The sequence below is a fragment of the Sphingobium sp. KKT206 genome (assembly GCF_055640555.1).
In genome coordinates this window covers 3,166,391-3,189,561 of the sequence record NZ_CM145764.1, presented here as the reverse complement: position 1 = coordinate 3,189,561, position 23,171 = coordinate 3,166,391, and the positions used below count along the sequence as shown (strand labels likewise).

The following is a 23,171-nucleotide window of genomic DNA, read 5'->3' as shown; positions in this document are numbered from 1 at the left end:
GCGTCCGCGCTGGGGCAGTTGCCCAGCCCACTGACCATGCCCGCATAACCACTCCGTTCGTGCTGAGTAGGGGATGAGCGAAGTCGAAGACCCGTATCGAAGCATCATGCGCAGCGCCTAATCCTTCGATACGCCATTTCGACTTCGCTCAATGGCTACTCAGGACGAACGGTATGATAGGGACTTGGCACAAAGCCCCTCCCAGCCCCCTCAAAAAATCCCCAGAAACTTCTTCTTCTGGCTCTTCTGCTCGCTCTTGCTGCCTTCGCCCTTTTCGTCCTTCGCGGTCGTACCCTGGCCGACATCGTCGCGCGGATTGCCGCGCTTGGTGCGCTGCGCCACCGCATTGGCCCCCGACAGGATCGGGCCGCAGGCCGCGCCCTTGGCATCGCCCACATCGGCAAAGGCCAGCACCGCCGCCAGCGGCGTGCCCACCACGGCCAATCCCAAAGCCGCCCCGCCCCGCGCCATCAGTTCGGGGCTCACGACCGCCATACCGGGCCTGGCGAAATAGCCATTAATGCCGATCGGCGACTGGCCGGAAAACAGGCTGATCTTCTTGCTGTCGGCACGGAAGGCGATGTCGAGCCGCTCGTTGCGGAAGGAAAAGCCGCCGCGCCCGATCATGACATTCTTCTTCGTATCGATGAGGATTGGGTCCGCCGCCGCTACGCCATTGCGCACGGTGAAAGCGATCAGCCCGCAATTGATCTGCACCGGCTCCTTGAGCTTGCCCGCGAACATCTTGGTCGCGAAGGTGCCGATGTCGAGTTCCGACAATTGCACATTGCGCGCCCACATCGTGCCCGCGGGCAATATCACCGCGATCCGCCCGTTCGATGTCGCCAGCGAATCATGCAGCGTATCGCCCAGGCCCGTCATCTGTATCCGGCCCTTGATCGTGCCGGTGGTGCCTGATTGCTCCACGCCCCAGCGCGCCAGCAGCGTGCCCATCGGTGTCGGGGCCAGCCGAATATCGTAAGTCGTCCGCACCGGCGCGCCGCGCGCGTTGATCTCGATATCCGACGCGACCTGTCCGCCCGACATGGCGAATGTCAGCGGCGACAGCGTCAACACGCTGCGATCCAATTTCAGTGACAGGTCAATGTCGGAAATGGGGACATAGTCCGCCCGCACCCGCTTGACCTTATATTGCACCTTCGCATCGAAATTGCGGATCGCTTCGACCCGCAACGGCGTATCGGGGAGGACGCGCGGCGTGCCCTGCACCGTCTCGATCGCGCCGGCCGCGCCCTGCTGCTCGATCTTGGCCGGATCATAGCCAAAGAAGGGCGCGACATCGATGATGTCGAGCGTCTGGGTCGCCAGGTCCGCCGTCAGCAGCAAGCGCCCATTGGGCAGCGACGCGGTAAAGCGGCCGGTCAGGTCGCTATCGCCGAACCGCCCCTTCAACCGGGTGAAGCGCCATTCGTCGCCCACCTTGGTCAAGGCCGAGGTAAAGCGATAGCGGCGCGTGTCGGGGATCGCCGCGCCCAGGAAATCGAAGAGCAAGCTGAGGTTCGGCCCGCGCGTCACCAGTTGTAGGTCGCTGCCCTCCAATTCGGTCGCGCCGCGCAGCGTGCCGGTGACATCGACCACCGTCGCGCCCGCTTCCGCGCGCAGCACCAGGCTGTTCTTGCCGCCCGATACCGTGGCGTTGGGGGACAAGAGGCTGCCCTTGAGGTCGAACGGCTTGCCGCGCATGCTGCCCGTGCCCGACAGCCGCACGTCGCTGGCAAAGCGGGTGTCCTTCGCCCGCACCGTTTCGAACCCGATATCGGCATTCAACTGCATCTGCGGATCGCGATAGCGCAGTGTCGTGCCCGCCAGCCGCGCCTGCCGGATCAACGGCCATGTCATCGGCTCGCCATCCGAATTCGGGTCGCCCAGCGTCCATGTATTCTGCTTGTGATCGCGCGACCATTCCAGATCCACCGCGCCGTTGCGCAGTTCCAGCCAGGACAGTCGCGCCCGGTCGCCGAAGATCAGGCTGAACGGCGCGATCCGCGCGTCGATCAGGTCGGCGCGGAACAGGTCGGGCTGGCTCGCCCAGGGCAGGTTGGCGATGCGCGCCTTTTCGGCGAGCAGCTTGATGGAGAAGGGCGCGAAATAGAGCTGGAAATCGCCGCCCACGCGCACGTCGCGCTCCAACTGGCTGCTGATGATCTGCTCGAACGGCCGTTTAAGGAAGCGCCCCTTGGTGATGAACAGGATCAGCCATATCGCAAAGAGGAAGCCAAGGATACCAAGCAGGATCTTCACCGGCAGCGGCAATTTGCGCCACCGTTCGCGCGCGCGGGTCGCATAATGACGCACGGCCGCGCCACGTCCGGCCGTCGGCCGCTCTGTCATTTCGGACTCACCATCGACCATCGCGCGCTCAACGCCCCAGCCCGTCAAATGGCTCCCGCGCCCCCCAAAACGCGAATCGCTTGCCTTTTTCCTGGCCGCCCCTTATGGCGCGCCCTTCGCGATATTCAGTGGGACCGCCCGGCTAACTAGGGCTGCCGGGGCTGTCTGTAATCGTCGCGCTACGCAAAGGAGACGAAAATGCCCAAGCTCAAGACCAAGAGCGGTGTGAAGAAGCGCTTCAAGTTCACCGCTTCCGGCAAGGTCAAGCACGGCGTCGCTGGCAAGCGTCACCGTCTGATCAGCCATAACGCCAAATATATTCGCCAGAACCGTGGTACTTCCGTGCTTTCCGATGCCGACGTGGCTCACGTCCGCCTCTGGGCGCCCTACGGCCTCAAGTAAGGATTAGGGACATATGGCACGCGTAAAACGGGGTGTAACCACCCGCGCCAAGCATAAGCGGCTTCTGGTACAGGCGAAGGGCTATTATGGCCGTCGCAAAAATACCATCCGTATCGCCCGTCAGGCCGTCGAAAAGGCCGGCCAGTACGCTTACCGCGATCGCAAGGTCAAGAAGCGCAGCTTCCGTGGTCTGTGGATTCAGCGCATCAACGCGGGCGTCCGCGCTGAAGGCCTGACCTATTCGCAGTTCATGCATGGCTTGAAGCTCGCCGGTGTGCAGCTGGACCGCAAGGTTCTGGCCGACATCGCGATGCACGAAGGCGAGGCGTTCAGCGCCATCATCGCCCAGGCCAAGGCCGCGCTGCCCGCAGCCTAAGGCCGATCGGTCGCAAGATCGTCAAAAGGGCGCCGGGGCAGATGCTTCCGGCGCCCTTTTTGTTTGGCTGGCGGACGGCAGTACATCCGTTCGTTTCGAGCGAAGTCGAGAAACGGGTAGAACCGACCTCGGCAAAGTCATACCTGCCCTATGCTATCGGCTTCTCGACTTCGCTCGAAGCGAACGGAAGAGGGAGTCGCTCTGAGGACCACCCCATGTCGCTGCATCTCTGGTGGCTCTATGTCACCGCCGTCTTCCTCATCTCCGCCACGCCGGGGCCGAACATGCTGCATGTGATGACGCAGAGCATCCAGCACGGCCCGCGCAAGGCGATGGCGACGATGGCGGGCCTGATGAGCGCGGTGCTGCTGTGCCTCGCGGCTTCGGCGCTCGGCCTTGGCGCGCTGCTCAAAACCTCGCCGCGCCTGTTCGACATACTGCGCTATGCAGGCGTCGCCTATCTCGTCTGGTTGGGGATCAAGGCCTGGCGCGCCCCGGTCGGCGCAGCTGCCGTCGCTGCACCCGCCCGTTCGCACCACGCCCTCTTCGCCACGGGACTGCTCACCGGCCTCTCCAATCCCAAGCTCATCATCTTCGCCGCCGCGCTCTTCCCCCAGTTCATCGACACCGACCGCCCCTTCGGCGTTCAGCTCACCATCCTGGTGCTGACCTTCGTGGTGATCGAGAGTTTCTGGTACAGCGTCTATGCACTCGGCGGCGTGCGCCTCGCCCGCTGGCTCGCGCCCGCCAGCCGCCAGCGACTCTTCAATCGCGCAACCGGCGTCATGTTCATCGGCTTCGGCGGCGCGTTGCTGGGCGCGCGGGCGTAGGTTAAACTTCTCAGTCCGTCATCCCCGCCTCTCACTTTGTCATTCCCGCGAAGGCGGGAATCCATCTCCGGGCCTAGCCGATGCAGCGCGACTTCGATCCCACCGTCTACATATTGGCAAGCCACAAAAACGGCACTTTGTACGTCGGCGTCACCTCAAACCTGCTCCAACGCCTCTATCAGCATCGTTCGGGCTTGATCGATGGCTTCGCAAAAGACTACGGCATCCAGCGACTGGTCTGGTTTCAAAGCGGTGGATCGATGGAAGAGGCGATCCGACGTGAAAAGCAGATCAAGAAGTGGAACAGGCCATGGAAAATCAACCTGATCGAACAAGCCAATCCCGACTGGAGAGATTTGGCGGTCGATCTGGGATTTGATCCCTTGGAAAGTCGGCGCATCAATGGAGCGCCATGACATTTGGACAGGCGGGGAGATGGATTCCCGCCTTCGCGGGAATGACAGTAGATGACAGACATTAGCGCATTGAAAGCCGGGCTGATCGCCGACATCGACGCCGCCGACACGCCGGACGCGGTGGAGGCGTTGCGGGTGGGGGCCTTGGGCAAGAATGGGGTCATCACTGGCCTGCTCAAGACGCTGGGGCCGATGTCGCCGCAAGAACGGCTGGAACAAGGCCCGCCGATCCAGGATCTGCGCGAATCCGTCACCGCCGCCATTGCCGCGCGCAAGGCCGCGCTCGAAAGCGCCGCGCTCGACGCGCGCCTGGCGTCGGAAAAGATCGACATGACCCTGCCCGCCGATCTGGGGCCGCAAGGCAGCGTCCACCCGGTCAGTCAGGTCATGGATGAACTGGCCGAAATCTTCGCCGATCTGGGCTTCTCCGTCGCGACCGGGCCGGAGATTGAGGACGACTGGCATAATTTCACCGCGCTCAACATCCCCGAAACCCATCCCGCGCGCGCGATGCACGACACCTTTTACTTCCCCGACGAGGAGGGGCAGAAGCGGATGCTGCTGCGCACCCACACCTCGCCGGTTCAGATCCGCACGATGATGACGACGCCCCCGCCGATCCGCATCATCGCGCCCGGCCGCGTCTATCGCAGCGATAGCGACGCGACCCATACACCGATGTTCCACCAGATCGAAGGCCTCGTCATCGACAAGGGCATCACGCTCGGCCATCTCAAATGGACGCTGGAAACCTTTTTGAAGGCCTTTTTCGAACGCGAGGATATCGTCCTGCGCCTGCGCCCCAGCTACTTCCCCTTCACTGAACCCTCGGTCGAGGTCGATGTCGGCTATACGCTGACCAACGGCCAGCGCGTCATCGGCGGCGACGGCGATGCGCCCGATGGCGGCTGGCTCGAAGTGCTGGGCAGCGGCATGGTCAATCGCCGCGTGATCGAAAGCTGTGGCCTCGACCCCGACGAGTGGCAGGGCTTTGCCTTTGGTACCGGGGTCGACCGGCTTGCCATGCTCAAATATGGGATGAACGACTTGCGTGCCTTCTTCGACGGCGACCTGCGCTGGCTCAAACATTATGGCTTCTCCGCGCTCGACGTGCCCACGCTCAGCGGAGGAGTAGGCGCATGAAGTTCACGCTCAGTTGGCTCAAAACGCATCTCGCCACCGATGCCGACCTGGCGACGATCCTCAAGAAGCTCAACGCCATCGGCCTGGAGGTCGAGGGCGTCGAAAACCCCGCCGAAAAGCTCGCCGCGTTCAAAATCGCGCGCGTGCTGACCGCCGATCCCCATCCGCAGGCGGACAAGCTGCAAGTGCTGACGGTCAATCAGGGCGACGGCACCCCGCTGCAGGTCGTCTGCGGCGCGCCCAATGCGCGCGCAGGGCTGATCGGCGTGTTCGGGACGGAAGGCGCGGTCGTGCCGTCCAATGGCATGGTGCTGAAAAAGACCGCGATTCGCGGCGTCGATTCCAACGGCATGATGTGTTCCTCGCGCGAGCTGGAACTGGGCGACGATCATGACGGCATCATCGAACTGCCCGGCGACGCACCGGTGGGGCAGGTCTATGCCGATTGGGCGGGCCTCAACGACCCGGTCATCGACGTGTCGATCACCCCCAATCGCCAGGATTGCATGGGCGTGCGCGGCATCGCGCGCGATCTCGCCGCTGCTGGTCTTGGCACGCTCAACGCGCTGATCGTGCCGCCGATCGCCGGCGTCGGCCCCGGCCCGGACGTGCGCACCGACGATGCCGAAGGCTGCCCCGCTTTCTACGCGCGCACCGTGCGCGGCGTGACCAATGGCGCGTCGCCCGAATGGATGGCGCGGCGGCTCAAGGCCATCGGCCAGAAGCCGATCAGCACGTTGGTCGACATCACCAACTATATCATGATCGACCTTGGCCGCCCGCTGCACGTCTACGACATGGCGAGCCTCAAGGGCGGCCTGGTCGCGCGCAAGGGCAAGCCCGGCGAGCAGATATTGGCGCTCAACGGCAAGACCTACACCGTCGATGACACGATGACCGTGATCGCCGACGATACCGCCGTCCACGACATTGGCGGCATCATGGGCGGCGAACATTCGGGTGCGCAGGATGGCACGACCGACGTGCTGATCGAATGCGCCTATTTCACGCCCGAACGGATCGCGATGACGGGGCAGAAGCTGAGCCTCACCTCCGACGCGCGCGGCCGCTTCGAACGCGGGGTCGACCCCGCCTTCCTCGACGACGGCCTGTCGATCGCCACCAGCTTGGTCATCCATCTTTGCGGCGGCACGCCCAGCGAACCGACCCGCGCGGGCAGCCCCCCGCTCACCCCCAAGGTCATCGACTATGATCCCGACCAGTGCCTGGCGCTGGCCGGTGTCGATGTCCCCGCCGACGAACAGAAGCGCATCCTGACCAATCTCGGCTTCACCGTCACCGGCGAAGCGGCCAGCTTCGACTATCAGGACGGTATGCCCGTCAGCCTGCCCGGCTATTGGGCCGTCACCGTGCCCAGCTGGCGGCGCGACGTCGATGGCTGGCCGGACCTGGTCGAGGAAGTGGTGCGGATCGTCGGGCTGGACCATGTGCCCTCCACCCCATTGCCGCGTGTGCCGGGCGTCGCCCGCCCCACCGCCACGCCCGAACAACTGGTCGAACGGCGCGTGCGCCGCACGGCGGCTGCGCGCGGCCTGTCCGAAGCGATCAACTGGTCCTTCCTCTCCGAAAAGGAAGCCGCATCGGTCGGCGGTGGCGACTGGGTGCTGGCCAACCCGATCTCCGAAGACCTCAAGGTCATGCGCCCCTCGCTGCTGCCGGGCCTATTGTCCGCGACCCGCCGCAACATGGATCGCGGCGCCTCTTCGGTGCGCTTGTTCGAGCTTGGCCGACGCTATTTCAAGCAGGGCGAGCGCGCGACCGTTGGCTTCGTGCTGGCGGGCGATCAGTCCCCGCGCGGCTGGCAGACCGGCAAGGCGCAGGCTTTCTCGGCCTACGACGCGAAGGGCGAAGTCGTCGCCCTGCTCGCGGCGGCGGGCGCGCCGGTCGCCAATCTGCAGAATTTCGGGGAGGCTTCGGGCGCCTATCATCCCGGCCAGTCAGGCACGCTGCGCCTTGGCCCCAAGGTAGTTCTCGCCGAATATGGCGTGCTGCACCCGGCCCTCGCCAAGCAGTTCGGGCTTAGCGGCATAGTGGTTGCGGGCGAAATCTTCCTGGATGCCATTCCGGGCAAGCGCAAATCGGGCTTCATGCGCGCGCCTTATGCGCCGCCTGCGCTCCAGGCGGTGAAGCGCGACTTCGCCTTCGTCGTGCCGGAGCAGCAGGAAGCCGACGCGCTGGTCCGCGCGATCAAGGGCGCGGACAAAAAGGCGATCGTCGACGCGCGCCTGTTCGACGTCTTCACCGGGCCGGGCGTCGAGGAGGGGCATAAGAGCCTCGCCATCGAAGTCACGCTGCAGCCCGGCGACAAGAGCTTCACCCAGGATGATCTCGACGCCATCAGCGCCGCTATCGTGAAAGCCGCCCAGAAGCTGGGCGGCGTCCTGCGGGGTTAAATAGCCAGACCGTTCCCCGGCATAGGCCGGGGAACGCGGCTTATTTCTTATCGTCGTCCTTCTTCGGCTTCGCCACCACCGGCGGCGCGATCGGGGCGATCTTGCAGCCCTTGGCAGACGCGAGCCCGCGCAGATAGCCGCGCCGCGCGATTCCCGCCGTCACCGCTGCCTGCAAGCGTCGCTCGGCCGGAGCCGCGCCGCTAATCTCGCGCACCAGCCCGCGGAACGGGATCAGCGAATTGACCACGGTCTTGCCGACCGCCGATGCGATCTTGCCCGTGCGATTCTCATTGGCTTCCTTGCCCGCAACGAAGTCATCGCCCAGCACGGCGTTCAACTCGCCCAGCCCCCGGTTCAACCCGGCGCAAGTGCGCGACGGCGGCGTCGCATAGGGATTCTCTACCGCCTTGAGCAGTACCGGCGGAATTTCATCCTTTTCGAGGCCAATGTCGCGCACCGGCTGGCTGGCAATCTCGCCCGCCCGGTCCAGCGTATCGTCCCTTGGCTTGTCCTTGTCCTGCGCCAGCGCGGTCCCCGACAACAGCAGGGACAGGGTGGCAGCAGCGATAAATGATTTCATGATATTTCTCCCGATCGCCAAACCAGCGACCAGGGGTTTCAGTTCCCAGACGAAACGATTGCCGGGGCAGACAGGCTCATGCCGCACCGCTATGGGGGGCGGGACAGCCCAGGAGCCGCTCTTGTCCGACGCCTTCATCTCCATCGCCTCGCCCACCCTGTCCGCCACCATCAACCCGCTGGGGGCCGAACTCTGGTCGCTTCGGGACACGCAAGGCCGCGACCTGATGACTAATGCCGATCCGCGCTGGTGGACTGGCCATGCGCCCCTGCTCTTCCCCTTCGTCGGCCGCTCGCGCGGCGACGTCTATCGGCTGGACGGGCAGGACTATCCCATGCCGCAACATGGCTTCGCCCGCCGCAGCGCCTTCGCGGTCGTGGACCAGAGCGATGACAGCGCGCTGTTCCGGCTGGAGGCGGACGATGCCAGCCGCGCCATCTACCCCTTCGACTTCCGCCTCGACATGGCGTTCGCGCTGACCGACGCGACGCTGCGCATGACCGCCACCGTCTCCAATCGGGGCGAGGCAGTCATGCCCTTCGCCTTTGGCTATCACCCCGCCTTCGCCTGGCCGCTCCCCTATGGCGGCAGCATCGAGGACCATCGCATCGTCTTCGAACGCCCCGAGCCCGCGCCGATCCGCAAAGTCGGCGACGAACCCGGCCTCATCGCCCGCGAGCACGCGCCCTCCCCGGTCGCGGGCGACAGCCTCGCCCCCACCCATGCCATGTTCGCGGGCGACGCGCTGATCTGGGATGACCTCGCCAGCCGATCGCTCCTCTGGGGCGTCCCTGGCCAACTCCGGCTGCGGATCGACTTCCCCGACACGCCCTGGCTCGGCCTGTGGCAAAAGCCTGGCGCCCACTATCTGTGCGTCGAACCCTGGGCCGGTATGGCGGACCTTGTCGGGTTCGACGGCGACGTCTGGGCCAAGCAAGGCATCATGGCGCTCCCCCCCGGCGACGCCCGCAGCTTCCGCATGGACGTCAGCCTTGTGGACGTGTAACGGGCGGCCTTCAAAGAATTCCGTTCGGGCTGAGCCTGTCGAAGCCCTGTCTTTTCTTCGCAAAGAGAAGTGCAGCCCTTCGACAAGCTCAGGGCGAACGGATGTTTTCAAGAGCCGCAAGACATGACCATCCCATCCCGCCGCACCTTCGCGATCATTTCTCACCCTGACGCCGGCAAGACCACGCTGACGGAAAAGCTGCTGCTGGAAGGCGGCGCGATCCATCTGGCGGGTGAGGTCAAGGCGCGCGGGGCCAATCGCCGCGCCCGGTCGGACTGGATGAAGATCGAGCAGCAGCGCGGCATTTCCGTCACCTCCTCGGTCATGACGTTCGAGCGGACGCGCGATGGCGAGACGATCACCTTCAACCTGCTCGACACGCCGGGGCATGAGGATTTCTCCGAAGATACCTATCGCACCCTGACCGCCGTCGACAGCGCCGTCATGGTGATCGACGCGGCCAAGGGCATCGAGCCGCAGACCCGCAAATTGTTCGAGGTTTGCCGCCTGCGCAACCTGCCCATCATCACCTTCGTCAACAAGGTCGATCGCGAAGGCCGCGAAACCTTCGGCCTGCTCGATGAGGTTGCCGACCAGTTGCAGCTCGACGTCTGCCCGATGAGCTGGCCCGTCGGCATGGGCGGCGAGTTCGAAGGCATTTACGACTTCGCCACCAACCGTCTGATGCAGCCGACCGGCCCGTCCAAGGAATTTGACGGCACCCGCCATCAGTTCACGGGCCTGGACGACCCCAAACTCGCCGAATCCCTCTCCCCCCGCGCGCTCGAACGGCTGCGCGAGGAAGCGGAATTGTCGCAGGGCGGCTATGCCAGCTTCGACCTCGACCGCTATCGGCAGGGCGACCTGACCCCGGTCTATTTCGGATCGGCGCTCAAATTGTTCGGCGTCACCGAACTGATCGACGCGCTCGCCGCCCATGCGCCGCCGCCGCGCGCGCAGCCGGCCGAGCCCGCCGCGGTCGAACCCGACGCCAGCGAAGTCACCGGCTTCATCTTCAAGGTGCAGGCCAATATGGACCCGCAGCATCGCGACCGCATCGCCTTCATGCGCCTCGTCTCAGGCAAGTTCAAACGCGGCATGAAGCTGACGCCCTCAGGCTCCGGCAAGCCGCTCGCCGTCCATTCGCCGATCCTCTTCTTCGCGCAGGATCGCGAGCTGGCGGACGAGGCTTTCCCCGGCGACATTATCGGCATCCCCAATCATGGCGCGCTGCGCGTCGGCGATACGCTAAGCGAAAAGCCGGGCCTGCGCTTCACCGGCCTGCCCAATTTCGCGCCAGAAATCCTGCGCCGCGTTCAGTTGAAAGACCCGACCAAGACCAAGCAGTTGCGCAAGGCGCTGGACGATCTGTCCGAAGAGGGGGTGATCCAGGTCTTCTATCCCGAAATCGGCAGCCAGTGGATCGTCGGCGTCGTCGGCCAGCTCCAGCTCGAAGTGCTGATCTCGCGGCTTGATGCCGAATATAAGGTTGCCGCCGTGCTGGAAGCCTCACCCTTCGACACCGCCCGCTGGATCGGCGGCGACGAAGCGGCGATCAAGGAGATGGTGTCCTACAACAATGCCAATATGGCCAAGGACCGCGACGACAATCTCGTCTTCATGGCCCGAAGCGCCTGGGACATCGGCTACCAACAGGAACGCCACCCCAAAGTCACCTTCAGCGCCACGCGCGAGCGGTAAGGCGGCTTGCGGTTACCCGCGTGACTGCAAGCTGGCGCCGTTGCCGACCGCCATCACCATAGACAGCCGCGGACCGGTTTGAGCGGCTCCGGGGCGGGGTCGCCGATGGATTGAAGCAGGTCGATTTCGATCGTGCGGCACATGGCGCTCATCGATACGTCGTGGACGGTGTTGGCGAAGGGATCGACCAGATCGTCGCCGATGCGCAGGACCGCGAGGAACATGAGGCCTGCGACGGTCGAGCCGAGCGGCGTTGCGAGGCCCAGCGTTTCGACCAGGCCGATCGGCAGGAAGATGCAGAAAAGATGGGTGAATATCGTGGGTAGATAGCGATATTGGACCGGCAGTGGCGTGTTTTTGAGCCGTTCCATCCCGCCCTGGGCATTGGCGATATCGACAAGCACGGCCTCCATCTGGGTCTGCTGGATCGTGTCGATCCAGCCTGCGCGTCGGGCCATGTCGATACGGCGGCCGGTGCTGTCGAGCAGGCCGTTGGCGGCGTTGGTCCGGGCCAGCGCCAGCCCCTTGTCCTTTTCCTCCAGAAAGCGCGTCACATCCTCATCGAGAGGTTGCCGCCGTAACTGGCAGCGCAGCGCGTTCACATAGGCGATCTGCCGCTTGACGATCTCGCGCTTCATATCGCGGCCGTCTGGGTCGGGCAGGAAGTTGCGGGTCGCGCGCGCGAGGCTGCGCGAGGCGTTGATCATCGCGCCCCACAGCACCCGCCCTTCCCACCAGCGTTGATAGGCGGAATTGGAGCGAAAGCCAAGGAACAGCGCCAGCGCCGAACCGAAGATGGTCAGCGGCAGCGAGGGTGCCTTGAAGGGCAGGACATAGTAAGTGAGAGTGACGACGCAGTCCCAGACGAACAATATCGTCAGCGGTTTCCAGACTTCGGAGGCCATGCGCCGCATGGAAGGAACGGGATCGACAATCATGCGGGTCTCCGAGAGAATGGACCGCGCCAACGCGAGAGGCGCGTAAAAGCTCCCTCGATACCATAGCGCAATGACTGGACCGTCGTGCAACCGGTACCCCGACCGAGTGGTTGACCCGGAGCGGTAGCCCAAAAGGATGAACCATTGACCGGCACGAAACCAGCGACAGGCGCCGAAACCGGCCGCAAAAGCGCAGCGCTATCGCTGCAATGGCAAATGCTCGCGGGCTTCGGCATCGGCCTGCTATCGGGCCTTGGCGTCTATATGGCGGCACCCGATGCCCCTTGGATCATAGGCTTAACCACCTATGTCACTGGGCCGATCGGCCAGATTTTCCTGCGGCTGCTGTTCATGCTGGTCATTCCGCTGCTGGTATCCGCGCTGATCGTCGGGATTGCGGAAATGGGCGAGATCCGGGCGTTGCGGCGCGTCGGGCTTCGCACGCTTGTCTATACCTTCATCGTGTCGGCCATCGCGGTGGCGGTCAGTCTGTTGGTGGTCGACCTGTTGCGGCCAGGCGCGGGCATCGATCCTGTCGCTGCGCGCGCTATGCTGAGCGATGCGGGACCGGGGGCGCAGGCGATATTGAGCCGGGGTAGCGACGCACCGCAGGGGATCAATGCCTTCATCGCGATCGTGCCCGACAACATCATCGCGGCCATGGCGGGCAATGACATATTGGCGGTGATGGTCTTTTCGCTCTTCTTCGGCATCGGGCTGGTGCTGGTGCGGACGCCGCAGACGCAGATGCTGCTGACCGCGATGGAGGGCGTGCTGGCGGTGACGATGCGGTTGATGGGGCTGGTCATCCGCCTCGCGCCGATCGCCATTGCCTGCTTCATGTTCAACCTGGCGTCGCAATTTGGCTGGGACTTGCTGATCCGGCTATCGGCCTATGTCGGTGTGGTGCTGCTCGCGCTCGCGATTCAGATGTTCGGGGTCTATTCGTTGCTGATTGCGTTCATCGCCAAACGCTCGCCGCTGCGCTTCTTCGCCGATGTGCAGGAGGCGACGGTCATGGCCTTCGCCACCGCCTCCTCCAATGCGACCTTGCCGACGGCGCTCCGCGTGGCCGAGGATAATCTGCGCCTGCCGCGCCGCATCGCGCGCTTCGTCCTCACCATCGGCGCGACCGCCAACCAGAATGGCACGGCGATGTTCGAGGGGATCACCGTGATCTTCCTCGCCCAGTTTTTCAGCATTGAACTAAGCATCCCGCAGCAGGTCATGGTGATGATGATGTGCATATTGGGCGGCGTCGGCACGGCGGGCGTGCCGGCCGGATCACTGCCGGTCGTGGCGATGATCCTGGGGATGGTCGGCATACCGCCCGAAGGCATCGGGCTGGTGCTGGGCGTCGACCGATTGCTCGACATGTGCCGCACCGCGCTCAACGTCACCGGCGATCTGGTCGCGGCGACGGTGATCGCGGCAGGTGAGGAGGAAACGCCCCCCGTTGCCTCGTAGCCTTGCGGGAGGCGGTTCCCTGGCGAAGGCCGGAGCCCAATTATGACCGTGGGACTGGACCCCGGCCTTCGCCGGGGAACAACGGATTCACCGCAATTTAGCGATGTTCAACCCGTCTTCCTTGGCGCGGGCCTTGGTCGATTCCTCGGTCCGGGTCAGCGCCTTGGCGATCGCCTTCAGCCCCATGCCCTTCTTGGCCAGCGTGTGCAGCTTCTGGATTTCGTCCTGCGTCCAGGGCTGCCGGTGCCGTTCGAACTTCTCCGCCATTGCCCTTAATCCGCGAAGGGATCGCGCACGAGGATGGTATCCTCGCGCTCTGGGCTGGTGGAGACGAGCGTTACCGGGCAGCCGATGAGCTCTTCGATCCGGCGGATATATTTGATCGCCTGCGCGGGCAATTCGGCCCAGCTGCGCGCGCCAGCCGTGGTGTCATGCCAGCCTTCGATGCTTTCGTAGATCGGCTGGGCCTTGGCCTGATCCTGCGCATGGGCGGGCAGATAGTCGAACGTCTGCTCGCCAATCTTGTAGCCGACGCAGATTTGCAGCGTGTCGAACCCGTCCAGCACGTCGAGCTTGGTGAGCGCGATGCCGGTAACGCCCGATACCGCGACCGACTGGCGGACCAGTACGGCGTCGAACCAGCCGCAGCGGCGCTTGCGCCCGGTGACGGTGCCAAATTCATGGCCGCGCTCGCCCAGCCGCTGGCCGGTGGCGTCCTCCAGTTCGGTCGGGAACGGGCCGGAGCCGACGCGGGTGGTATAGGCCTTGACGATGCCCAGCACGAAGCCAGCCGCATTGGGGCCAAGGCCGGTGCCGCTCGCAGCCGTGCCCGCGACCGTATTGGACGAGGTGACGAAGGGATAAGTGCCATGGTCGATGTCGAGCAACGTGCCCTGTGCGCCTTCGAACAGGATGCGCTTGCCCGCCGCCTTGGCGCGGTTGAGCGTCAGCCAAACCGGCTTGACGAAGGGCAGGATGAAGTCGGCGATTTCGGTCAATTCCGCCATCAGCGCGGCGCGGTCGATTGGCGGTTCGCCAAAGCCGGTGCGCAGCGCGTCATGATGGGCGGTCAGGCGATCGAGCTGTGGGCCAAGATCGTCCAGATGCGCGAGGTCGCACACGCGGATGGCGCGGCGGCCGACCTTGTCTTCATAGGCAGGACCAATGCCGCGCCGGGTGGTGCCGATCTTGCCCGCGCCGCTCGCATCTTCACGCAGGCCGTCGAGATCGCGGTGGAAGGGCAGGATCAGCGGGCAGGTTTCGGCGATCTGAAGATTGTCGGGCGTGATGGCCACGCCCTGCGCCGACAATTTCGCGACTTCATCGCGGAAATGCCAGGGGTCCAGCACCACGCCATTGCCGATGACGCTGAGCGTGCCGCGCACGATGCCCGACGGCAGCAGCGAGAGCTTATAGACCTTCTCGCCGACGACGAGCGTGTGGCCCGCATTATGACCGCCCTGGAAACGAGCGACGACATCGGCGCGCTCCGAGAGCCAATCGACGATCTTGCCCTTGCCCTCGTCACCCCATTGGGCGCCGATCACGGTTACATTTGCCATGGATACAGATCTCCGCCCGCCGCGCGGACCGGCCATGCCCTTCGACGGGACTCGGCATGCCGGTAGGATCGATTGGGCGCAAAGCCGCCCTGTTCGCGCGGCGGTTAGCCCTGCCGCGGCCCCCAAGTCAAGTCAGAAGGGGCGAAGCTCCGTGCCGTCGAGCCAGTGCGAACAGCGCAGCTTCGCGCCATCCTCGTCCCCGACCAGCGCCGCGACGGTGTTCCAGCCTTCGGCGCGCAGTTCAGCGCCGCGGGTCGCATCGGCACCCAGCGGCAGGAACAGGCGCTTGGGTGTTTCGCCGCCAAAGCCCGCGTCGATCAGCGGATCGGGATAGAGCGAGAAGCCCATGGCCGGTTCGTCCTGCCCATTGGCATGGCAGATGGCATAGCTGCCGCCCCGGCCGATTTCGCCGATGAAACCTTCGGCGAAGATCGAAAAGCCGAACCAGTTCTGATATTCAAAGCCGTGGCGTTCGGTCGGGTCGAGCGTCAGGGTGATGTCCCAGCCGATCGGCTTGGCGATGGCGCGCAGGCCCGCGATGCGGCTGTCGATCGCGCCGCCGAGGCTTGCGTTGAAGGCTTCCAGACGCTCCATCGCGGCGTGGAACGGGCCGGTCGCTTCGATGAGGGGCAGATAGGCGGCGGCTTGCGGGCCAAGCGCCACCAGCGCGCCCGCATCCTTGGCGTCGAGTTCGGTACGCACCGCTTCCAGTTCGCCCGCCGCCAGCGGCAGCGGCCCGGCGGCCAGCATGTCGATCAGGTCGGGCAGGGTGAAGTCGATGGTGAGGCCGGTGACGCCTGCCGCCTGCAACGCTTCGATCGCGACATTGACGATCTCCACGGCAGCGGCGACGCTGTCGGTGCCGATCAGTTCCGCGCCGACCTGCAATTTCTCGCGCTCCGGGCGCAACTGGTTCGCCTTGAGACGAATGACCGGCCCAGCATAAGAGAGGCGCAAGGGACGCGGTGCGGCGGCGAGGCGCGTGGCGGCGATACGGCCGACCTGCGCCGTCATGTCCGGGCGGAGCGCCAGACTGCGCTGCGACACGGGATCAACGGCGCGGACCAGATCCTGCGCGCGCATGGATTTGAGGCGCTGGGTGAGCGTATCTTCAAATTCTGCGAGTGGCGGCATGACCCGCTCATAGCCATGCGTCGCCACCGTATCGAGCACGCGGCGCGCCAGGCGCGCGGAGGCTTCGGCCTGGGGCGGCAGGCGGTCGGATAATCCTTCGGGAAGAAGGCCGGGCGGGATCATGGTCATACCTTAGCTCCCTCCCCCTTGGGGGGAGGGTTGGGGAGAGGGGGAGTATGCAACGCCTGCGCAATCACGCCCAACACGCTCTCGATATTGTGCATGACATCGGAATTGGCAAAACGGATCACAGTATAGCCCAGCGATTCCAGAAACTCGGTTCGTCGGGCGTCATAGCGATCTTTGGCGGAATGTGTATCCCCATCAACTTCGATGATGAGGCGCGCGGCCTTTGAGGCGAAATCAACGATATAGGGGGCAATAATCGTCTGGCGCGTGAATTGCTGATTTTCGAAGCGGTTGGCACGCAGGGCGAGCCATAGCTTTTGTTCGGCGGGGGTGGGGTTGGCGCGCATATGTTTGGCACGCTGCTTCAGTGTGGGATCTAGCCGCACCGTTGCTCCCCCTCTCCCAACCCTCTCCCCAAAGGGGAGAGGGCTTTTCAGGCTTGCTTACGCAAAGCGCAGCAGCTTGACTTGCTTCACGCCGGTCAGGTTGCAGATTTCCCAGCGCAGCGGTTCGGTGACCGTGCCGTCGACCGAGAGCAGCAGCACGGCTTCGCCGCCCTGGTTGCGACGGCCGAGGTGGAAGGTGCCGACATTGACGCCCGCCTCGCCCAGCGTCGACCCCAGACGACCGATGAAGCCGGACGCGTCCTGATTGACGATATAGAGCATGGTGCCGTCGAGATCGGCCTCCACCTTGATGCCGAACAGTTCGACGAGGCGGGGGCTGGTGGGGCCGAACAGCGTGCCGGCCACCGACTTGTCGCCATTTTCGGTGGTCACGGTGACGCGGATCAGCGTCTGATAGGCACCTTCGCGATCATGGCGCACTTCGCGCACGTCGAGGCCGCGTTCCTTGGCGAGGAAGGGCGCGTTGACCATGTTCACCGTGTCCGAATAGACGCGCATCAGACCAGCGAGAACGGCGGCGGTGATGGGCTTCTGGTTCAATTCGGCGGCATGGCCTTCGACTTCGACGGCAACGCCGGTGATGGCATCGCCTTCAAGCTGGCCGACCAGGCTGCCGAGCTTTTCGGCGATCGCCATATAGGGCTTGAGCTTGGGGGCTTCCTCGGCCGACAGCGACGGCACGTTGAGCGCATTGGTGATGCCGCCGTCGAGCAGATAGTCGGACAGCTGGTCGGCGACCTGCAACGCGACATTGACCTGCGCTTCGTCGGTCGATGCGCCCAGATGCGGGGTGCAGATGAAGTTGGGCGTGCCGAACAGCGGCGAGTCCTTGGCCGGTTCGGTCTGGAACACGTCGAGCGCGGCGCCCGCGACCTGGCCCGAATCGAGCGCATCCTTCAGCGCGGCTTCGTCGATCAGGCCACCGCGCGCGCAGTTGATGATGCGCACGCCCTTCTTGGTCTTGGCCAGATTTTCGCGGCTCAGGATATTGCGAGTCTGGTCGGTCAGCGGCGTGTGCAGCGTGATGAAGTCGGCCTTGGCGAGCAATGTATCGAGGTCCGCCTTTTCCACGCCCATTTCAATGGCGCGTTCGGGCGTCAGGAACGGATCGAAGGCGACGACCTTCATCTTGAGGCCCAGCGCGCGGCTGGCGACGATCGAGCCGATATTGCCCGCACCGATCAGGCCCAGCGTCTTGCCGGTGACTTCCACGCCCATGAAGCCATTCTTCGGCCACAGGCCTTGCTGGGTCTGGGCATTGGCTTCGGGCAGCTGGCGCGCCAGCGCGAACATCAGCGCGATGGCATGTTCGGCGGTGGTGATCGAATTGCCGAACGGGGTGTTCATGACGATCACGCCCTTGGCCGAGGCATAGGGGATGTCGACATTGTCGACGCCGATGCCGGCGCGGCCGATGACCTTCAGGTTGGTGGCGGCGTCTAGGATCGCCTTGGTCACCTTGGTCGAGCTGCGGATGGCGAGGCCGTCATAGTCGCCGATGATGGCGATCAGTTCTTCGGGCGTCTTGCCGGTGATTTCATCGACTTCCACGCCGCGTTCACGGAAGATTGCGGCGGCGCGGGGGTCCATTTTGTCGGAAATAAGGACTTTGGGCATGGATTTGATCCTTTTGGAAAAATCACGTCCGTCATCCCCGCGAAGGCGGGGATCCATCTCCCGACGTTGCACCTGTCGATAGGGTGGGAGATGGGTTCCCGCCTTCGCGGGAATGACAGTAAAAATAGAAGTTAAGCGGCAGCCTTTACGGTCGCATAGGCCCAGTCGAGCCACGGACCCAGCGCTTCGATATCCGCCGTTTCCACGGTCGCGCCGCACCAGATGCGCAGGCCTGCCGGGGCATCGCGATAGCCTGCAATGTCATAGGCTGCGCCTTCCTTTTCGAGGAGAGCGGCGAAGGCCTTGATGAAGGCTTCGTCGGCACCCGCGACGGTCAGGCAGACGCTGGTTTTCGAGCGCGTCGCTTCATCGAGCGCGAGATGGCCGAGCCAGTCGCGCTCCGCTACGATCTTGCCGAGCGCAGCGGCATTGGCGTCCGAGCGGGCGATGAGGCCCTGAAGCCCGCCCAACGACTTGCCCCATTCCAGCGCGAAAATCGCATCTTCGACCGCCAGCATGGAGGGGGTGTTGATCGTCTCGCCCTTGAAAATGCCTTCGGCGAGCTTGCCCTTGGCCATCAGGCGGAACACCTTGGGCAACGGCCAGGCGGGCGTGTGGGTTTCGAGCCGTTCGACCGCGCGGGGGCCAAGGATCAGCACGCCATGGCCGCCCTCACCGCCCAGCACCTTCTGCCACGAGAAGGTGGCGACGTCGATCTTGGCCCAGTCGATGTCATAAGCGAATACCGCGCTGGTCGCGTCGGCGAAGGTCAGGCCCTCGCGGTCGGCGGGAATCCAGTCGGCATTGGGCACGCGCACGCCGGACGTGGTGCCGTTCCAGGTAAACAGGACGTCGTGCGCAAAGTTCACACCATCCAAGTCGGGCAGTTGCCCATAGTCGGCGCGGATGATGGTGGGGTCGAGCTTCAACTGTTTCGCTGCGTCCGTTACCCAACCTTCGCCGAAGCTTTCCCACGCGAGCGTGGTGACGGGGCGTGCGCCGAGCATCGTCCACATCGCCATTTCGAACGCGCCGGTGTCGGAGCCGGGTACGATGCCGATGCGGTGGGTGTCGGGCAGGCCGAGCAATTCGCGCATCAGGTCGATGCAATAGGCCAAGCGGGTCTTGCCGATCTTGGCGCGGTGCGAGCGGCCGAGCGAGTCGGTTGCCAGATTGTCGGCGCTCCAGCCGGGCGGCTTGGCGCAGGGACCGGAAGAAAAGAAGGGGCGGGCCGGACGGGTGGCGGGCTTTTGCGCACGCGCAAGGGTGGCGTCAACGGCAGTCAAATCAGTCATGTAGCGTCTCCTTACAGAGAGCAGCGCGGCGTTGGGACCGCGTGGCCCGTCGATCGCCCTAGAGATTTCGGCGGGCCTGTCAAGGATGTTGCGAAAACGGGACGAGCTGATCGCGGCGTTAACTATCGTAAAGATTCGGGCTGCTACAGTGGCGACTCATGGAAAAGCAGGCGAGCGATATGACCCTATTGCGCGGCGCGGCCCTGGCCGTGACCATGGCGATGATGCTGAGTGCGTGCGGCGGCGATCTGGTGCCGCGCGGACGGGTGGAACGCGCATCGAAACCCGTGCGCGCCGCCGTGGTGCCGACCATGGAAGCGCGCCAATGTTTTGCGAAGCTGCAATCGCAGGATGTGGCCTTCACCCCCCTGCCCGACCGCACCTTCGGCGGCGGATGCAGCGCGTTGAATAGTGTCAAGCTGCTCGACATCGGCGTGCCCGCCACCAATTTGGGGGCGATGACGTGTAATCTGGCGGCCAATTTCGCCGCCTGGGCGCGCTATGGCGTGCAACCCGCCGCGCGCAGCATATTGGGGGCGGAAATCGTGCGGATCGAGACGTTCGGCACCTATAATTGCCGCCCGATCGCAGGCAGCGGTAAATTGTCCGAACATGCGCATAGCAATGCGATCGACATTGCCGCCTTCGTGCTGGCCGATGGCCGCAAGATTTCGGTGCAGCAGGGATGGCAAGGTGATCGGGACACGCGGCAGTTCCTCAAGACCGTGCATGCCAGCGCGTGCAAGCGGTTCAACACGGTGCTGAGCCCCGATTATAATGCGGCGCATCACGATCATTTTCATTTCGACATGGGCGGGCGCGGCGGCTTTTGCCGCTGAGCGTAAAAACGGCATGCGGCGACTTCTGTCGGTAATCCGACTTGGCAATGTCATCTCCACTCCTTAAATCGTGGGGATGACTAAGAAAGAGATTGAAGAACGTAAATTCCGCCCGGCCCGTGAAGAGGCCGACGATGCGGCCAAGCAGGCCGGCACCCCCCAGACGCAAAGCGCGGCCTATCGCCTTGCCTTTCAGGACACCGAATTCCTGTTGCGCGAAGATTTGCGCCCGGTGCGATTCCAGCTGGAATTGCTGAAGCCGCAATTGCTGATGGACGAGGCGCGGATCGAATCGACCTTCGTCTTCTACGGGTCGGCGCGGATTCCCGAACCCGACCAGGCGCAGGCACGGATCGACGCGGCAACCACGCCGCAGCAGCGGAAAATTGCGGAGAATCTGGCGGCCAAGGCGCGCTATTATGAGGAAGCCCGTGCGCTGGCGCGGATCGCGGCGCAATATCCGGTGAACGAAGCAGGATGCCGCCATTTCGTGGTGTGTTCGGGCGGTGGCCCTTCGATCATGGAAGCGGCCAATCGCGGCGCGCAAGATGTTGGCCAGACGACGATCGGCATGAACATCGTCCTGCCGCACGAACAGGCGCCCAATCGGTTCGTCACCCCGGAGCTGAGTTTCCAGTTCCATTATTTCGCGCTGCGCAAGATGCATTTCCTGCTCCGCGCCCGCGCGCTCGCTGTCTTCCCCGGCGGGTTTGGCACGTTCGACGAGATGTTCGAGCTGTTGACGCTGATCCAGACCGGCAAGATGAAGCCCATCCCCATCCTGCTGTTCGGCAAGGATTTCTGGAACCGGGTGGTGGATTTCGAGGCGCTGGCCGATGAAGGCGTGATTTCGCATGCTGACCTTGACCTGTTGACCTGGGTCGAGACGGCGGAGGACGCCTGGCAGGCGGTGCAGGCTTTTTATCATGACAGTGAGCCGCTGGGATGTTGAGTGGGTAGAATAGCGACCTGTCTTTGAGGGAGTGAGGAAGGGCGAGAAGCCTTGCCCTTCCCTGCGCACGAGATTAGGGCGCGGCCATGCTTGGCGCGCTGGACCATATCGACACCTGGATCTTCGATCTGGATAATACGCTCTATCCGGCGAAGACGGACCTGTTCGCGCTGATCGACGTGAAGATGGGCGAATTTATCCAAGGCTTGCTGGGATGCGATCCCGTCATCGCCCGCGAAACGCAGAAGCGCTATTTCATGGAGCATGGCACGACGCTGTCGGGCCTGATGCATCATCATGGTATCGCGCCGCATGATTTCCTCGACTATGTCCATGATATTTCGATGGATCGACTGGAGGTCGATGCCGATCTCAATGCGCATATCGCGGCGCTACCGGGTCGTCGGCTGATCTTCACCAATGGCGATGCAGCCTATGCGGGGCGGGTGCTCGACAAGCTCGGCCTAGGCGACGCATTCGAGCTGATCCACGACATTCACGCCTGCCAATATGTGCCCAAGCCCGATCCGTCGGGTTACGCCGAATTGTGCCGGGTCCATGCCATCGATCCGACCCGCGCCGCCTTTTTCGAGGATATGGCGCGCAACCTCCGCCCGGCGAAGGCGATCGGCATGGCGACCATCTGGGTCAACAACGGATCGGAAGCGGGCAATCACGATCATCATCCCGATTTCATCGATTTCGAAACCGACCATCTGAGGCCTTTTCTGGCCAGCATCCTTGGGGAAACCGCATGACCGACCTTATCGCCACGATCGACGCCGCCTGGGAAGACCGGGCCAATGTCAGCCTTTCGACGCAGGGCGCGGTGCGCGACGCCGTTACGCAAGCGCTGGCCATGCTGGACAGCGGCGAGGGGCGCGTGGCCGAACCGACTGCGGACGGCTGGCAGGTCAACCAGTGGCTCAAGAAGGCCGTGCTGCTGTCGTTCCGCCTGAATGACAATGCGCTGATCGAGAACGGCCCCGGCGGCGGATATTGGTGGGACAAGGTGCCCAGCAAATTCGCCGGATGGGGCGAGGCGGAGTTCCGCGCCGCAGGGTTCCGCGCCGTCCCCGGCGCATTCGCACGGGCAGGCGCGCATATCGCGAAAAATGCGATTTTGATGCCGAGCTTCGTCAATATCGGCGCATTTGTCGATGAAGGCACGATGGTCGACGCCTGGGTGACGGTGGGCAGTTGCGCGCAGATCGGCAAGAATGTCCATCTGTCGGGCGGCGTCGGCATTGGCGGCGTGCTGGAACCGCTCCAGGCCGATCCGGTCATCATCGAAGACGACTGCTTCATCGGCGCGCGGTCCGAAGTGGTCGAGGGCGTTCGCATCGGCAAGGGGTCAGTCCTGTCGATGGGCGTGTTCATCGGCCAGTCGACCAAGATCATCGACCGCACCACTGGCGAAATCTTCATGGGCGAAGTGCCGCCCTATTCGGTGATCGTCCCCGGCAGCCTGCCCGGCAAGCCCCTGCCCGACGGCACGCCTGGCCCCAGCCTCTATTGCGCCGTGATCGTCAAGCGGGTGGACGCGCAGACCCGCTCCAAGACCGGTATCAACGAACTGCTGCGCGACTGATGCAAAGCCGGTCGGTGCCC

At 64.1% G+C, this 23,171-nt stretch carries 22 protein-coding genes; 13 read left to right on the top strand and 9 right to left on the bottom strand.

Annotated features, from left to right (window positions below):
• Nucleotides 1–210 precede the first annotated feature (210 nt).
• Nucleotides 211–2,373, bottom strand: coding sequence for an AsmA family protein (locus tag ACZ2HM_RS15445; protein ID WP_470426869.1), 2,163 nt, complete (start codon nt 2,371–2,373; stop codon nt 211–213).
• A 177-nt stretch (nt 2,374–2,550) separates the two neighbouring features.
• On the opposite strand from ACZ2HM_RS15445, the gene rpmI reads away from it, so the two are divergent.
• From rpmI to pheT, 6 genes are all read left to right on the top strand, one after another.
• Complete coding sequence (gene rpmI / locus ACZ2HM_RS15440) at nt 2,551–2,754, top strand: 50S ribosomal protein L35 (protein WP_004208916.1); 204 nt, start codon at nt 2,551–2,553, stop codon at nt 2,752–2,754.
• Nucleotides 2,755–2,767: 13 nt separating this feature from the next.
• Entirely contained in the window at nt 2,768–3,130 is a 363-nt protein-coding gene (gene rplT, locus ACZ2HM_RS15435) for a 50S ribosomal protein L20 (protein WP_037474806.1), read from the top strand.
• Nucleotides 3,131–3,345: 215 nt separating this feature from the next.
• Nucleotides 3,346–3,960 (top strand): LysE family translocator, encoded by a 615-nt coding sequence (locus ACZ2HM_RS15430; RefSeq protein WP_470425631.1) that lies wholly within the window; start codon nt 3,346–3,348, stop codon nt 3,958–3,960.
• 80 nt (nt 3,961–4,040) lie between these two features.
• Entirely contained in the window at nt 4,041–4,376 is a 336-nt protein-coding gene (locus ACZ2HM_RS15425; RefSeq protein ID WP_037474808.1) for a GIY-YIG nuclease family protein, read from the top strand.
• A 51-nt stretch (nt 4,377–4,427) separates the two neighbouring features.
• Nucleotides 4,428–5,519, top strand: a complete 1,092-nt coding sequence (pheS, locus tag ACZ2HM_RS15420) for a phenylalanine--tRNA ligase subunit alpha (RefSeq protein ID WP_037474810.1) — start codon at nt 4,428–4,430, stop codon at nt 5,517–5,519.
• Nucleotides 5,516–7,933, top strand: a complete 2,418-nt coding sequence (gene pheT, locus ACZ2HM_RS15415; protein ID WP_470425630.1) for a phenylalanine--tRNA ligase subunit beta — start codon at nt 5,516–5,518, stop codon at nt 7,931–7,933. Before pheS ends, pheT begins: the two co-directional genes overlap by 4 nt.
• Before the next feature lie 40 nt (nt 7,934–7,973).
• Here the strand turns inward: pheT and ACZ2HM_RS15410 are convergent, their stop codons facing one another.
• Nucleotides 7,974–8,513: a hypothetical protein gene (locus ACZ2HM_RS15410; RefSeq protein WP_470425629.1), complete on the bottom strand. Its 540-nt coding sequence runs from the start codon at nt 8,511–8,513 to the stop codon at nt 7,974–7,976.
• 121 nt (nt 8,514–8,634) lie between these two features.
• Between ACZ2HM_RS15410 and ACZ2HM_RS15405 the strand changes: the two genes are divergently transcribed.
• Nucleotides 8,635–9,519 (top strand): aldose 1-epimerase family protein, encoded by an 885-nt coding sequence (locus tag ACZ2HM_RS15405; RefSeq protein ID WP_470425628.1) that lies wholly within the window; start codon nt 8,635–8,637, stop codon nt 9,517–9,519.
• A 123-nt stretch (nt 9,520–9,642) separates the two neighbouring features.
• On the top strand, nt 9,643–11,220 hold the full coding sequence (locus tag ACZ2HM_RS15400) for a peptide chain release factor 3 (protein WP_470425627.1): 1,578 nt from the start codon (nt 9,643–9,645) through the stop codon (nt 11,218–11,220).
• A 53-nt stretch (nt 11,221–11,273) separates the two neighbouring features.
• Here the strand turns inward: ACZ2HM_RS15400 and ACZ2HM_RS15395 are convergent, their stop codons facing one another.
• Nucleotides 11,274–12,158: a bestrophin family protein gene (locus ACZ2HM_RS15395; RefSeq protein WP_313922794.1), complete on the bottom strand. Its 885-nt coding sequence runs from the start codon at nt 12,156–12,158 to the stop codon at nt 11,274–11,276.
• A gap of 216 nt (nt 12,159–12,374) precedes the next feature.
• Here ACZ2HM_RS15395 and ACZ2HM_RS15390 point away from each other — a divergent pair, with 216 nt between their 5' ends.
• A complete protein-coding gene (locus tag ACZ2HM_RS15390) occupies nt 12,375–13,625 on the top strand; it encodes a dicarboxylate/amino acid:cation symporter (protein WP_470426868.1) in 1,251 nt (416 codons plus the stop codon).
• A gap of 87 nt (nt 13,626–13,712) precedes the next feature.
• Here the strand turns inward: ACZ2HM_RS15390 and ACZ2HM_RS15385 are convergent, their stop codons facing one another.
• The 6 genes from ACZ2HM_RS15385 to ACZ2HM_RS15360 all read right to left on the bottom strand — a co-directional run bounded on the left by ACZ2HM_RS15385 (nt 13,713) and on the right by ACZ2HM_RS15360 (nt 19,769).
• On the bottom strand, nt 13,713–13,892 hold the full coding sequence (locus ACZ2HM_RS15385) for a hypothetical protein (RefSeq protein ID WP_037474787.1): 180 nt from the start codon (nt 13,890–13,892) through the stop codon (nt 13,713–13,715).
• A gap of 5 nt (nt 13,893–13,897) precedes the next feature.
• The gene (locus tag ACZ2HM_RS15380; protein WP_470425626.1) at nt 13,898–15,187 is read right to left on the bottom strand and encodes an adenylosuccinate synthase; all 1,290 of its coding nucleotides are present in this window, start codon (nt 15,185–15,187) and stop codon (nt 13,898–13,900) included.
• A 132-nt stretch (nt 15,188–15,319) separates the two neighbouring features.
• Nucleotides 15,320–16,450 (bottom strand): ATP phosphoribosyltransferase regulatory subunit, encoded by a 1,131-nt coding sequence (locus ACZ2HM_RS15375; protein WP_470425625.1) that lies wholly within the window; start codon nt 16,448–16,450, stop codon nt 15,320–15,322.
• Nucleotides 16,447–16,836 carry an endonuclease domain-containing protein gene (locus ACZ2HM_RS15370; protein ID WP_470425624.1) on the bottom strand — a complete coding sequence of 130 codons (390 nt, stop codon included), beginning with the start codon at nt 16,834–16,836 and terminating at the stop codon, nt 16,447–16,449. Before ACZ2HM_RS15370 ends, ACZ2HM_RS15375 begins: the two co-directional genes overlap by 4 nt.
• Before the next feature lie 57 nt (nt 16,837–16,893).
• A complete protein-coding gene (gene serA / locus ACZ2HM_RS15365) occupies nt 16,894–18,474 on the bottom strand; it encodes a phosphoglycerate dehydrogenase (protein ID WP_470425623.1) in 1,581 nt (526 codons plus the stop codon).
• Between the two features lie 131 nt (nt 18,475–18,605).
• Nucleotides 18,606–19,769, bottom strand: a complete 1,164-nt coding sequence (locus ACZ2HM_RS15360) for a phosphoserine transaminase (RefSeq protein ID WP_470425622.1) — start codon at nt 19,767–19,769, stop codon at nt 18,606–18,608.
• 179 nt (nt 19,770–19,948) lie between these two features.
• Between ACZ2HM_RS15360 and ACZ2HM_RS15355 the strand changes: the two genes are divergently transcribed.
• The 4 genes from ACZ2HM_RS15355 (at nt 19,949) to dapD (ending at nt 23,151) form a co-directional block, all read left to right on the top strand.
• On the top strand, nt 19,949–20,608 hold the full coding sequence (locus tag ACZ2HM_RS15355; protein ID WP_409593128.1) for an extensin family protein: 660 nt from the start codon (nt 19,949–19,951) through the stop codon (nt 20,606–20,608).
• A 76-nt stretch (nt 20,609–20,684) separates the two neighbouring features.
• Nucleotides 20,685–21,560: an LOG family protein gene (locus ACZ2HM_RS15350; RefSeq protein ID WP_037472301.1), complete on the top strand. Its 876-nt coding sequence runs from the start codon at nt 20,685–20,687 to the stop codon at nt 21,558–21,560.
• Between the two features lie 86 nt (nt 21,561–21,646).
• Nucleotides 21,647–22,318 (top strand): pyrimidine 5'-nucleotidase, encoded by a 672-nt coding sequence (locus tag ACZ2HM_RS15345; protein WP_470425621.1) that lies wholly within the window; start codon nt 21,647–21,649, stop codon nt 22,316–22,318.
• A complete protein-coding gene (gene dapD / locus ACZ2HM_RS15340) occupies nt 22,315–23,151 on the top strand; it encodes a 2,3,4,5-tetrahydropyridine-2,6-dicarboxylate N-succinyltransferase (protein WP_470425620.1) in 837 nt (278 codons plus the stop codon). Before ACZ2HM_RS15345 ends, dapD begins: the two co-directional genes overlap by 4 nt.
• Nucleotides 23,152–23,171 lie beyond the last annotated feature (20 nt).